Source organism: Streptomyces sp. NBC_00557, from assembly GCF_036345995.1.
In the GTDB taxonomy this organism is placed as follows: domain Bacteria; phylum Actinomycetota; class Actinomycetes; order Streptomycetales; family Streptomycetaceae; genus Streptomyces.
This window is the reverse complement of record NZ_CP107796.1, coordinates 2,064,054-2,076,043: the sequence shown is the minus strand read 5'-3', so window position 1 is coordinate 2,076,043 and position 11,990 is coordinate 2,064,054. Positions and strand designations below refer to the sequence as shown.

Genomic DNA, 11,990 nt, shown 5'->3' with positions numbered 1-11,990 from the left:
TACATTCCACTGTTGACATGTCACCAGTGGACCTTCTACTTTTGACATGTCGGGAGGGGAATCCGGAGGCATCCGGACACCCGGAGCACCGGGAATCACATGGGGAGACCGATGTCCTACCTGCGCACGTTCCTGCCGTGGATCGTCTTCGCCGTCCTGCCCTCGGGCAGCTGGCAGTGGGGCGCCCTGGCCGCGCTCGCCGTCGCCGTCGTGGTCATCGCCCAGCAGCGGCGGGCCGGGGCCGGGTTCGACGCGCTGATCATCGAGCTGGGATCGGCCGTCTTCTTCGCGGTGCTGACCGTCGTCGCCTTCGCCGACCCGCACTCCGGCGTCCACTCCTACTCCGCCGCCCTCTCCTCCGGCACGCTCGCCGTGATCGCGGGCGTCTCGCTGGCCGTGGGCAGGCCGTTCACCCTCGGCATCGCCAAGCGGACCACCCCGCGCGAGGTGTGGGGGCTGAGGCCGTTCATCCGCACCAACGTCGTCATCACCGCGGTGTGGACCGCCGCCTTCGCCGTCACCGCCGTCGTCCTCGCGCTCGTGGCGCACGCCGGGCACGCCCACTCGGCCACCGCGACCGTCGTCCAGATCGCCGGGTTCGTCGTCCCGATGCTCTTCACCGTGCGCTACGTCGCCCACGTCCAGGCCAAGGCCGGGCAGGCGGCCCGATGACCGCCCCCGCCCCCCGCCCCAGCTGAACGGCCGGCACGTGCGCAACGGCCCCAACCCGGCCGACGCCGCCTCCGGACACTGGTACTTCGGGGACGGAACGGTCCACGGCTTACGCGTCGAGGACGGCCGCCCGGGGACTTCGGCGGCCGGCTGCACACCGCCATGACCGCCCACCCCAAGACCTGCCCGGTCACCGGCGAAGGGCCGCCTTCGCCCCCGCCGACGAAGAGGCCGGCGGCCCCGGCTGGTTGATGACACCTGCCCGCCCGGGTGCCGTTCGGCTTCCACGGCAACTGGCTCGCGGACTGACCGGCGTGCGCGCCGGGGACGTGCCGGCCGCGGGAAGGGCCGGCGCAGACCGCCGTGGGCGGTGGCGCAGGGGCAGCGCCGGGTGGCCGTCGCGGAGGACGTCCTCGGCGCCCCCGCCCGGCGAGGCCGCCTTCGCCCCCGCCGACGACGTGGCCGGCGCCGGCGGCCGGCAGGCCGCCCTGGCCCGGCGGATGCTGCCTCCGCAGCCGGGTCTCCGCCCGGCCCGGACCGCGCGGCGGGCTGCCGCTCGGCGGCCGCAAGCCCGTCGTCGACAGCCTCGACCGGGCCGGCGCCCTGGTCCTGTCCGCCCGCACCCGCCTGGGCGGCCTGGACGAGGACCCGGCCGAGTCCGCCATCGTCCGGGGCATCGACCAGCCGGCCCGGCGAGCGGCCCGCGGGCGGCCGCCGGTGCCGGTGCCGCGGTGCGCGCGGTGTCGTCAGGGGGAGCCGGGCGTCCCCCGGAACGCCTCCAGGATGCGTTCCGCCGCCAGCGTCGCCGTCAACGAGCCCTCCCGTACCGCCCGTTCCAGGGCGGGCGCGACCTCCCGTACCGCGGGGTCGGCGTGCAGGCGGCCCAGCAGTTCGTCGCGGACCATCGACCACGTCCAGCCGACCTGCTGGTCCCGCCGCTTGGCGGCGAGCCGCCCGGTGGAGTCCAGCAGGGCCCGGTGCTGCTCCAGCCGCTCCCACACCGCCTCGAGACCGGTCGACTCCCGCGCGGAGCAGTGCAGCACCGGAGGCGTCCAGAACGCCTCCTTGCCGTGCATCAGCCGCAGCGCGCCCGCCAGTTCCCGGGCGGCCGCGCGGGCGTCCCGCTCGTGCGGGCCGTCCGCCTTGTTGACGGCGATCACGTCGGCCAGCTCCAGGACGCCCTTCTTGATGCCCTGCAGCTGGTCGCCGGTGCGGGCCAGGGTGAGCAGCAGGAAGGAGTCGACCATGTCGGCGACCGCGGTCTCGGACTGGCCGACGCCGACGGTCTCCACGAGGATCACGTCGTAGCCGGCCGCCTCCATGACGACCATCGACTCGCGGGTCGCCTTCGCCACCCCGCCCAGCGTGCCCGCGCTGGGGGAGGGGCGCACGAACGCGTTCGGGTCCACCGCCAGGCGCTCCATCCTCGTCTTGTCGCCCAGGATGGAGCCGCCCGTGCGGGTCGACGACGGGTCCACGGCCAGCACCGCGACCCGGTGGCCCAGCGAGGTCAGCATCGTGCCGAACGCGTCGATGAACGTCGACTTGCCGACACCCGGCACGCCGCTCACGCCGATCCGCCGCGCCCGGCCGCTGTGCGGCAGCAGCTGCGTCAGCAACTCCTGCGCCAGCGACCGGTGCTGGGGACGGGTGGACTCCACGAGCGTGATCGCGCGGGCCACGACCGCCCGTTTTCCGTCGAGCACGCCCTTCACATAGGCGTCGAGATCGAGCGGTGCCATCGGCGCCCTACAGCTCGTGGCCGAGGTCGGCCGACAGACGCTTCACGAGGTCGTACGCCGCGTCCGGGATCACCGTCCCCGGCAGGAACACCTCCGCCGCGCCCATCTCGCGCAGCGTCGGCACGTCCTGCGGCGGGATCACCCCGCCGACCACGATCATGATGTCCTCGCGGCCCTCCTCGGCGAGCTTCTCGCGCAGCGCCGGGACGAGGGTCAGATGGCCCGCGGCCAGCGAGGACACGCCGACCACGTGCACGTCCGCCTCGACCGCCTGCCGGGCGACCTCCTCCGGCGTCTGGAACAGCGGGCCGACGTCGACGTCGAAGCCGAGGTCGGCGAAGGCGGTCGCGATCACCTTCTGCCCGCGGTCGTGGCCGTCCTGCCCCATCTTGGCGACCAGGATGCGCGGCCGGCGCCCCTCGGCCTCCTCGAAGGCGTCCACCAGGGCGCGGGTGCGGTCCACGTTCGGGGACTGGCCTGCTTCGCTGCGGTACACACCGGAGATCGTACGGATCTGGCTCGCGTGCCGGCCGTACACCTTCTCCAGGGCGTCGGAGATCTCGCCGACGGTCGCCTTGGCGCGGGCCGCGCGCACGGCCAGCTCCAGCAGGTTCTCCGTGCCGTCGGCGGCCCGGGTGAGCGCGTCGAGGGCGTCCCGGCAGGCCTGCTCGTCGCGCTCCGCGCGCAGCCGCCGCAGCTTCTCGATCTGCTGGGCGCGTACGGCGGAGTTGTCGACCTTGAGGACCTCGATCTGCTCGTCGCTGTCCACGCGGTACTTGTTCACGCCGATCACCGGCTGGCGGCCGGAGTCGATCCGCGCCTGGGTGCGGGCCGCCGCCTCCTCCACACGCAGCTTCGGGATGCCGGCGTCGATGGCCTGCGCCATGCCGCCCGCCTGCTCGACCTCCTGGATGTGCGCCCACGCCTTGCGCGCCAGGTCGTAGGTGAGCCGCTCCACGTACGCGCTGCCGCCCCACGGGTCGATGACCCGCGTCGTGCCCGACTCCTGCTGGATGAGCAGCTGGGTGTTGCGGGCGATGCGCGCCGAGAAGTCGGTCGGCAGGGCGAGCGCCTCGTCGAGGGCGTTGGTGTGCAGCGACTGGGTGTGGCCCTGGGTCGCCGCCATCGCCTCCACGGCCGTACGCGTGACGTTGTTGAACACGTCCTGCGCGGTCAGCGACCAGCCCGAGGTCTGCGAATGGGTGCGCAGCGACAGGGACTTGGCGTTCTTCGGGTCGAACTGCCGCACCAGCTTGGCCCACAGCAGCCGGGCCGCGCGCAGCTTGGCGACCTCCATGAAGAAGTTCATGCCGATCGCCCAGAAGAACGACAGCCGGGGCGCGAACGCGTCCACGTCCAGGCCCGCGTCCCGGCCCGCACGGATGTACTCCACCCCGTCCGCGAGCGTGTACGCCAGCTCCAGGTCGGCCGTCGCGCCCGCCTCCTGGATGTGGTAGCCGGAGATGGAGATGGAGTTGTAGCGCGGCATCTTCTGCGAGGTGTACGCGAAGATGTCGGAGATGATCCGCATCGACGGCTTGGGCGGATAGATGTAGGTGTTGCGGACCATGAACTCCTTGAGGATGTCGTTCTGGATGGTCCCCGCCAGCTTCTCGGGCGGTACGCCCTGCTCCTCCGCCGCCACGATGTACAGGGCGAGGACCGGCAGCACCGCGCCGTTCATCGTCATCGACACCGTCATCTTGTCCAGCGGGATGCCGTCGAACAGCTGCCGCATGTCGTAGATGGAGTCGATGGCCACGCCCGCCATGCCGACGTCGCCGGTCACCCGCGGGTGGTCGCTGTCGTAGCCCCGGTGCGTGGGCAGGTCGAAGGCGACCGACAGGCCCTTCTGGCCGGCCGCCAGGTTGCGCCGGTAGAAGGCGTTGGACTCCTCGGCGGTGGAGAAGCCCGCGTACTGCCGGATCGTCCAGGGCTGGTTGACGTACATCGTCGGATACGGGCCGCGCAGATACGGCGCGATGCCCGGATAGGTGCCCAGGAAGTCCAGGCCCTCCAGGTCACGGCCGGTGTACAGCGGCTTGACCCCGATGCCCTCCGGGGTCTCCCACAGCGGCTCTTCGCTGCCGGTCGCCCGGGCGACGGCCGCACGCCACTGGTCGGCGTCGCCGTCGACGGCCGGCGTCCCCAGCTCGATGCCGGAGAAGTCGGGGATTCCCATCAGGACACTCCCATGCGGTCGAGGGTCGCGGACAGCACGTCGACGGCGTCGCAGCCCGCGAAGACACAACTGTCGATGCCGGCGTACTCGCCCCGGCCCGCCAGGAACACATGCCGGGCACCGGACGCCCTGAGCGACTTGGCGGCCTGCTCGGCCTGCTCGGCGTACAGGGCGTCGCTGGAGCACAGCACGGCCTCGGTGGCGCCGCTGTCCTCGAAGGAGCCCTCGGTGACCGGCTCGATGCCGCCCGCCTGGAAGAGGTTGGCGGCGAAGGTGGCGCGCGCGGTGTACTCGGCGGCCGAGCCGAGGGTCGCCAGGAAGATCCGGGGGCGGGCGCCGGTCGCGGCGAGGTGGGCGTCGGAGCGGGCGCGCAGCTCCTCGAACGCCTCGTCCCGGCGCACCCGCGGCAGTCCGCCGGACGGCGGCTGCGGCGCGGGCTCGCGCTCCACCGGCTTCTCCGCCAGCAGCGGGAACTCGCTGACGCCGGTGATGGGTTCGCGGCGCTTGGCGAGCCGCTTGGAGCGCTCCGCCCAGGTCGTCGCGAGGTCGGTGCGCAGCCGGCCGGAGCGCAGCACGGCCGCCTGGCCGCCGTCGCGCTCGATCGTGCGGAAGAACTCCCAGGCCGCGTGGGCGAGTTCGTCGGTCAGCCGCTCCACGTACCAGGAGCCGCCCGCCGGGTCGATGACCCGCGCCAGGTGGGACTCCTCGATCAGGATCGTGGAGGTGTTGCGGGCGATCCGGCGGGAGAACGCGTCGGGCAGGCCGAGCGCGTGGTCGAACGGCAGGACGGTCACCGCGTCGGCGCCGCCGACCCCGGCCGCGAGCGTCGCGACCGTCGTGCGGAGCATGTTCACCCACGGGTCGCGGCGGGCCATCATCACCGGCGAGGTCACCACGTGCTGCACCTGGGCGCCCGGGGCGCCGCAGACCTCGGCGACCCGCGCCCACAGCCGGCGCGCGGCCCGCAGCTTGGCGATGGTGAGGAACTGGTCGGCGGTGGCGGCGTAGCGGAACTCCAGCTGCCCGGCGGCCTGTTCGACGCTCAGTCCGGCCTCCGTGAGCCGGCGCAGATACGCCACACCGGTGGCCAGCGAGGCGCCCAGCTCCTGCGCGGCCGAGCCGCCCGCCTCGTGGTACGGCAGCGCGTCCACGGTCAGCGCGCGCAGCCCGGGGTGGTCGTCGGCGCAGCGCGCGGCCAGGGCGGCGTACGGCGCGAAGTCCAGGGCGGCGCCGGTACGGGCCTCGTACCCGAGCGGGTCGCCGCCCAGATTGCCGCGTACGGCCCCGGCGGCCACGCCCTTGTCCGCGTACAGCCCGAGCAGCGCCTCGGCGGCGGCCTCGGTGTCCCGGCCGGCGTCCAGCACGACCGGCGCCAGGTCGAGGTACACGCCCTCCAGGGCCTCGCCCAGCCGGCCGACCGGGATGCCGCCCTCGCCCAGCACGAGCCACAGCGAGGTGCCGCCGTTCTCCAGGTCGTTCAGGACGGCGCCCTCCGCGAGGGCGGTGTGCCGCTGCCGCACGTCCCAGCCGCCCGCGGTGTTCCCCTCGGGGCGGCTGCCGCGCACGTACGGCGCGAAGCCGGGCAGGCCGGGGTCGGGCGCGGCGTCGCGCGCGGTGTACAGGGGACGGGTGCGCAGCCCGTCCTCCAGCGTCGTGGACAGAGCGTCCTCAACTGCCGCGCCCGAGACTTCCTTGCCCGACTTGCGCAGCACGCCCTCGACCAGGCGTTGCCACTGCTCGTGCGTCGCGTCAGGGAACTCGGCGGCCAGTGAGAGCCCGTCGTCAGGCAGGACCGTCATGGCTGGGATGCTAGGGCAGCGCGCTCGGCCGCGACTCGACGATCCCCTGTGAGGTTTCTCCTCTTGCACGTGTGAGCTGCGTCGCCCAGCCCTCCGAGGGGCACGCCGCCGGGCTCCGGCAGGGCGGATACGGGCGCACGGGAGCCACGGCGGGCCCGCGCTTCCTGCGGACGCCGGCGGGGCCGCGCGGTCAGCGTACGGACGCCGGCGGGGCCGCGCGGTCAGTCAGCGGAGGCCGGTGGGGCCGTGCGCTCAGTCTGCGGACGCCGGTGCGGGCCGCGCGGTCAGCGTGCGGACGTCGGTGCGGGCCGCCCGGTCAGTGCTTCGCCGCGGGGTGCTGCTTGCCGGTCGCGTCCTTGATACCCAGTTCCGCGCGGCTCACGTCCCTGGTGGAGAGCGTCTGCGGGCTCGCCGTGAAGGCGCGCAGCCGGATGCGCGTGTACTTCTTCTTGGGCAACGGGTATCCGCCCCGGGGCGCGCGCAGCTCGACGGTCGCCGTGGTGTGCGCGGGGATCGTGACCGGGCCGTGCGCCAGCGACCAGTACCGGCTCATGCCCTGGCCGGTCGTCAGCATGTAGTGCGGGGTGAGCGCGGTGTCGCCGGTGTTGGTCACCTTCACGGTCAGCGCCGACAGCCTGTGCTTCGGGTCGTGCCGGTTCGCCGTGATGTCCATGCGCAGCGGCGGCTTCCCCGTCACCGCCAGGGTCGCGCTCACCAGCGCGGGCAGCACCAGCACCACCCCGGCAGCCGCCAGGGCCGGCCGGCGGCGCCGGCCCGTCAGCCACCGGGGACGCGGCTGCCACGCGCTCCTGAACTCCGGCAGGGGCGCGGTGACCGCCGCCGCCAGCCACAGCGGCGTGTACATCAGGTAGTAGCCGTCCTGGGAGCGGGTCGCCAGGTAGAAGGCGCACCAGGGCAGCACGGTCGCGGCCGGGCCGAGCCGCCGTACGAACAGCACGAACAGCACGAACAGGGCCGCGGCGAACAGCATGCTGGCGTGCCCGTACCAGTCGAGCCGGTCGCTGCCGTGGGTGAAGTACAGGGAGACGTCGACCAGGCCCTGGCCGTGCAGCACCGCGCCCTGGGTCAGCGGCAGGGCGATGCCGTCCAGCCACGGCCCCGGCTCGGTGACGATGAAGTACGCGTTGATCAGCAGCCAGGTCAGGGCGGCGATCCCGGCGATGCGCAGCACCACTCCCGCGGCCTGGCGCCCGCCGAGTTCACCGCGGCGCACGGCGTAGATCCCGGCCAGCAGGAACGGGGTGACGAACCAGGGCAGTTGCTGCGCCGCGCACGCGGCGCCGACGCACGCGGCCCGCGCGATCCCGGCGGTGCCCAGCCGGCCCCCGGCGCCGAACCGCGGCCAGCGCATCACCACCGGCACCAGCAGGACCAGGCCGACGATCGCCGGGTAGCCCTGACGGGCGTACATCGGCAGGAAGCTGAAGCCAAGGCAGACCATCGTGGCCGCCGACCGCCACGGCGCCGGCAGCAGCCGCCACAGCACGACCGTGCCCACGATCAGGACGACCGTCACCGCCAGCGTCGCCGGAGCGCCGGCGTGGCCGAGCCACAGGAAGGGCACGGTGAGCAGCGGGGCCAGCGGGGGATAGCCGTACGTGAAGTCGTAGCCGCCGGTCGTCGTGGCCGTCAGGGCGACGCCCTTGATGCGGAAGAGCCACGGCCACGGCTGGTCGTACACCTGGTGTCCGTGCGCGATCTGGTGCGCGGCCTGCGTGGTCAGCACCGCCTCGTCGCCGCCCGCGTGGTTCAGCGCCCAGCCGCACAGGGTGAGCGCGATCGCGGTCACCAGCACCACCGCGTCCAGGCGGGCCAGCGAGCGCGCCCGGCGGACGGTCAGCGTGAGCACGCCGGTCACCAGGATCGAGGCGTAGCAGACGGAGATGACCGCGGCGAGGACGAGCTTGTGCGTGGCCGCCTGCGTCCACACCGCGCGCGTGCCGATGAACAGGCTGACGTCGGCGAGCAGCGTCAGCACGCGATGCCACTGCGCGGGAGGTTCGTGGATCTCCGCGCGGGCGACCGGGAGGGCGGACATCGCCGACTGCGTCCGCCGGCCGGCTGTCACCTGCTGTGTTTCTGCCAAGTGCACGGGAATGGACGCTATCGGTGACGGATGTGCGACACGTGGCCCGGGGTGAAGAGAACGGTATGAGGGCGGTAAGAAGCGGGCGTAATCGTACATGTGGCGCGGGTCGCTCCCGGCCCCGCGTCACCGGATCCGTCGCGCAGTGTGTCGCTGTTGGGCCGAACGGGTGACTTGGCGTAAGAATTGGCTGGTGCAGGCATCGAGTGCGAGTCAGGTCGGGGGGAGCCGGTGAGCCGCTACGACGTCACCGATGAACAGTGGGAGGGGCTCGCCCAGGTCGTGCCGCTGCGGGGCCGGGACGCCTGGCCGTCCGCGGTGAACCACCGCTCGCTGCCGGACGCCGAGACCGAGACCCGGCGCCGGTTCGTGGTCCTGCGCGTCAACGTCTTCGCCGACGCCCGCGAGGTCGCCGAGACCCTGATGGCCGGCGCGCCGGTCCTGCTCGACCTGACCGGCGCGGAGAACGAGGTCGCCAAGCGCGTCCTCGACTTCAGCACCGGCGTGGTCTTCGGCCTGGGCAGCGGCATGCACCGCGTCGACCGCAACGTCTTCCTCCTCACCCCACCGGGCACCGAGGTGAGCGGCCTGATGGAGGGCGTGGGCGTTTCGGGAGGCTGAGCGCCGCCTGAAGCGATCGCGGCCACACCGGCCGGGCCGAGCACGGCGCCTCCGGCAGCCGACGCGCGCCCTCGGCTCTCCGGGCGCGGCGAGGGGTTTGAGGCGGACGGCGGGCTCGGCGGGCGGGTCGAGTGGGAGCTCCGGCGGTCGGTCGGGCGCCCCGGCTCTCGGGCGGGCCGCAGGTGGTCGGCGTGCGCCCCGGGCGCTCGGCCGGGTCGAGGTCGAGCGAGGCCGCAGGTGGTCGGCGGGCGCCCTCGGCCCTCCGGGCCGGGTGAGGGGGTTTGACGGTCGTCGGGATCGGCGGGCTGGGCGGGCGGGCCGAGCGGGACCCCGGTGGTCGGTCGTGCGCCCCGCGCTCTCGGGCGGGGCGAGCGGGGCCGCCGGCGGGCTCGGTGGGCTTCCGGGCTCTTCGGGTGGGGGAGCGGAGTGGCCGGCGTCGGGTGTTTTGGGGTCACTCGTCCGGGTGGGGCGGGTTTGACGGCGGCCGGACCGCTCGATCGTGGGAAGGCGCCGGCGCGAAACGGTTCGGCAGGCGGGGCGGGGCCTACGGTCCGGGCATGGCCGTGCCTTCCGTGTCCGCTGAGCCTCCCGCCGCCGACGTGTCCGCAGCGACCGTCCCCGCGCGGCCCCGTCAGTCCCCGGACGTGCGCGCCCGGATCACCGAGTTGCGGCTGTCGGCCTTCGCCGGCCACCGGCGGGCAGGGTTCCCGCTGGGCGCCGTCACCCTGTTCGCCGGGCGCAGCGGCGCGGGGAAGACGACGGCGCTCGCGGCGTACGAGGCGCTCGCCCGGCTCGGCGGCGGGGCCTCCTTGTGCGAGGCGTTCCCGGACCCCGCGGCCTGCGTGCCGCAGCGGGCGCGTCCCGATGCCGGCGGGCGCCGGGGCTTCAGGATCGGGTGTACGGCTGACGGCGCCGAGGGGCCGGTCCGGCTCGACCTCGCCGTACAGGCCGAACCGGACCTCAGGATCGTCGGCGAGCGGCTGACCGCGGGCGGCGTGGTCCTGCTGGAGACCGCGCTGCGCGACCCCGGCCGCCGTACCGTCCAGGCCGCCTGGCACACCGCGGGCTCCGCCCCGGTGACCCGCGCCCCGCTGCCCGACGACCGCCTCGGCACCGCCCTGCTGCCGCTGCGCGTGGCCGGGAAGACGGAGGGGCAGCGGCAGGTGCTCGCCGCCGCCGAGCAGATGGTGGTCGCGCTGCGGTCCGTGTTCCCCTGCGACCCCCGGCCCGAGTGCATGCGCCGCCCCGTCCCCACCGGCTCCGGCCGGCTGCTGCCCGGCTGCGACAACCTCGCCGACGTACTGTGGCGCACCCGGGCCGAGTGCAGCCGCCGGCACGGGGTGCTGGTCGACGCGCTGCGCGCCGGATGCGCGGGCCCGGTGACCGACCTCCTCGCCGAACCGCTGCCCGACGGCACGGTACGGGCGCTGCTCGACCGCGGCGCCGGCCCGCGCACCGAACTCGCCCGGCTCGGCGACGGCGAACTCCGCTACCTCGCGCTGACGCTGGTGCTGCTGACCGGGCCGGGCGTGCTGGCCGTGGACACCCCGGGAGAGGTGCCCGACGCGCTGCGCACCCTCACCGTCCTCGCCGACGGCTTCGACCGCGGCCTCGACCCCCTCCAGCGCCGCGAACTGCTGGCGACGGCGGCCCGGATGGGCGAGCGCGGGCACATCCGCTGCGTCGGCGCGGTCAGCGACGCCTCATGGGCCGCCGGGACCGACGGCGTCACGGTGGTACACCTGGACGCGTGACGGAACCTCTCGACCTGGCCCGGCTCCAGCGCCGGCTCGCCGAGTTCGCGGCCGCGCGGAACTGGCAGCCCTACCACACCCCCAAGAACCTCGTCGCCGCGCTCAGCGTGGAGGCCTCCGAGCTGATGGAGATCTTCCAGTGGCTGACGCCGGAGGAGTCCGCGCGGGTGATGGACGACCCCGGCACCGCGCACCGGGTCACCGACGAGGTCGCCGACGTCCTCGCCTATCTCCTGCAGTTCTGCCACGTCCTCGGCATCGACCCGCTGGCCGCCCTGGACGCAAAGATCGACCGCAACGAACAGCGCTTCCCTGCGGGGGGAGCGCAGAACGGCGTCGTGCGCCCCCAAGGACCGGACGTCTGAACATCCTTGTCACTCTCCGAAGTCAAACCGCCTGTCGAATCCGAATTGTTGTCCACAGATTTCGGTCTACCTCTGGCTTTTCGTCCTCGCCTCCCTCACTCTGGGTAGTGGATAAGGGAGTTCCGGCGGGCGTGCGAGGGGGCACGCGGAAGGGACGGGGGCGACGCATGGATGCGATACGGCTCATCCTGTCGAGCAGGCGTGCGCTGGCGTGCGGCGCCGACGCGGGCGAGATCATGGCGGAGGTCTGGCAGGCCCAGGCCCTGGCCCAGGCGATCGGCAGCCGGCTCGCCGTCTCCGGTCCGCCGGAGCTGCGCGGCGAGGCGCTCGGCCTGACCGAGCTGGCGGGCCGGGGCTGCGGAGTCCTGGACCCGCCCGAACTGGACCTGGGCGCCCTGCGCGCCGCCCAGCTCACCGAGCTGGCCGACGCCCGCGAGACCCTGCTCTGCCTCGGGGGCCTGCTCGGCGAGGTCGGCATCGCCCTGGTCGGCATGGCGAGTTCGGCCGACGACGAGACGACGTACTGGCAGTGCATGGAGGCCATCGACGCGGCCGACGAGTCCCGCGACCGCGTCGTCGAGATGCTGCGCAAGCTGGCGGCGCGGGAGGAGGCGTTACAGCGGGACGAGACGTTACAGAGGGAGGAGGCACTGCACGGGGACGAGACACCGCAGGGGGAGGCGGCGGTGCGGGACAACGGCCGCCGCGACAGCCCGTCGGGCGCCCTGGGCCCATGAGCCGGCCCGCC

9 protein-coding genes are annotated in these 11,990 nt (G+C 74.0%); 5 read left to right on the top strand and 4 right to left on the bottom strand.

Going from position 1 to position 11,990, the window contains the following annotated elements:
- Nucleotides 1–111: 111 nt before the first annotated feature.
- Nucleotides 112–672: a hypothetical protein gene (locus OG956_RS08410; protein ID WP_330337323.1), complete on the top strand. Its 561-nt coding sequence runs from the start codon at nt 112–114 to the stop codon at nt 670–672.
- Nucleotides 673–1,418: 746 nt separating this feature from the next.
- Here the strand turns inward: OG956_RS08410 and meaB are convergent.
- From meaB to OG956_RS08385, 4 genes are all read right to left on the bottom strand, one after another.
- Nucleotides 1,419–2,414, bottom strand: a complete 996-nt coding sequence (gene meaB, locus OG956_RS08400) for a methylmalonyl Co-A mutase-associated GTPase MeaB (protein WP_330337322.1) — start codon at nt 2,412–2,414, stop codon at nt 1,419–1,421.
- 7 nt (nt 2,415–2,421) lie between these two features.
- Nucleotides 2,422–4,596 (bottom strand): methylmalonyl-CoA mutase, encoded by a 2,175-nt coding sequence (gene scpA, locus OG956_RS08395; RefSeq protein WP_330337321.1) that lies wholly within the window; start codon nt 4,594–4,596, stop codon nt 2,422–2,424.
- The gene (locus tag OG956_RS08390; RefSeq protein WP_330337320.1) at nt 4,596–6,395 is read right to left on the bottom strand and encodes a methylmalonyl-CoA mutase family protein; all 1,800 of its coding nucleotides are present in this window, start codon (nt 6,393–6,395) and stop codon (nt 4,596–4,598) included. Before OG956_RS08390 ends, scpA begins: the two co-directional genes overlap by 1 nt.
- 316 nt (nt 6,396–6,711) lie before the next feature.
- Nucleotides 6,712–8,454 (bottom strand): hypothetical protein, encoded by a 1,743-nt coding sequence (locus OG956_RS08385; RefSeq protein ID WP_330337319.1) that lies wholly within the window; start codon nt 8,452–8,454, stop codon nt 6,712–6,714.
- 279 nt (nt 8,455–8,733) lie between these two features.
- Between OG956_RS08385 and OG956_RS08380 the strand changes: the two genes are divergently transcribed.
- The 4 genes from OG956_RS08380 to OG956_RS08365 all read left to right on the top strand — a co-directional run bounded on the left by OG956_RS08380 (nt 8,734) and on the right by OG956_RS08365 (nt 11,979).
- The gene (locus OG956_RS08380) at nt 8,734–9,123 is read left to right on the top strand and encodes a cell division protein SepF (RefSeq protein ID WP_330337318.1); all 390 of its coding nucleotides are present in this window, start codon (nt 8,734–8,736) and stop codon (nt 9,121–9,123) included.
- Nucleotides 9,124–9,680: 557 nt separating this feature from the next.
- A complete protein-coding gene (locus tag OG956_RS08375; protein ID WP_330337317.1) occupies nt 9,681–10,877 on the top strand; it encodes an ATP-binding protein in 1,197 nt (398 codons plus the stop codon).
- Entirely contained in the window at nt 10,874–11,242 is a 369-nt protein-coding gene (locus OG956_RS08370) for a nucleotide pyrophosphohydrolase (protein ID WP_330337316.1), read from the top strand. The genes OG956_RS08375 and OG956_RS08370 overlap by 4 nt, the downstream gene beginning before the upstream one ends.
- Nucleotides 11,243–11,409: 167 nt before the next feature.
- Entirely contained in the window at nt 11,410–11,979 is a 570-nt protein-coding gene (locus OG956_RS08365; protein WP_443065541.1) for a DUF6099 family protein, read from the top strand.
- Nucleotides 11,980–11,990 lie beyond the last annotated feature (11 nt).

What these genes read in the sequence shown, in the direction of transcription:
- OG956_RS08365 (WP_443065541.1), top strand. Translation starts at nt 11,410, where the DNA reads ATGGATGCGATACGGCTCATCCTGTCGAGCAGGCGTGCGCTGGCGTGC.
- OG956_RS08410 (WP_330337323.1), top strand. Translation starts at nt 112, where the DNA reads ATGTCCTACCTGCGCACGTTCCTGCCGTGGATCGTCTTCGCCGTCCTG.
- OG956_RS08385 (WP_330337319.1), bottom strand. Translation starts at nt 8,454, where the DNA reads ATGTCCGCCCTCCCGGTCGCCCGCGCGGAGATCCACGAACCTCCCGCG.
- OG956_RS08375 (WP_330337317.1), top strand. Translation starts at nt 9,681, where the DNA reads ATGGCCGTGCCTTCCGTGTCCGCTGAGCCTCCCGCCGCCGACGTGTCC.
- meaB (WP_330337322.1), bottom strand. Translation starts at nt 2,414, where the DNA reads ATGGCACCGCTCGATCTCGACGCCTATGTGAAGGGCGTGCTCGACGGA.
- OG956_RS08390 (WP_330337320.1), bottom strand. Translation starts at nt 6,395, where the DNA reads ATGACGGTCCTGCCTGACGACGGGCTCTCACTGGCCGCCGAGTTCCCT.
- scpA (WP_330337321.1), bottom strand. Translation starts at nt 4,596, where the DNA reads ATGGGAATCCCCGACTTCTCCGGCATCGAGCTGGGGACGCCGGCCGTC.